Annotated in this window: 1 protein-coding gene; it reads left to right on the top strand. The window is 51.6% G+C overall.

Annotated elements, in window-relative coordinates:
- Positions 1-281 (top strand): FAD-dependent oxidoreductase (locus ACYP03_RS25830; protein WP_459782653.1); only part of this gene is annotated, 281 nt, incomplete at both ends.

Raw genomic sequence — 281 nt, 5'->3', positions numbered from 1 at the left:
AATAAAGCCATTCCATGCGGCACGCAGGTGGTCACAACGGAACAACTGTCAGATGCACTGTGCGATGAGCTGTTACCGCAACGTTACTGTGTAGAAGACTGCAATTACCTGCTGGATTACTTCCGCATTACCGGCGACAACCGCATGCTGTTTGGCGGCGGTGTGGTGTACGGCGCACGAGATCCGGCAAACGTAGAGAAACTGATCCGTCCCAAGATGGAAAAAGTATTCCCTCAGTTAAAAGGCGTGAAACTGGACTTTGCCTGGACCGGTAACTTCCT

The organism is Photobacterium sp. R1 (assembly GCF_054600795.1).
Note: the sequence above shows the minus strand (reverse complement) of the source record. Positions and strands in the feature narration are given on the sequence as shown.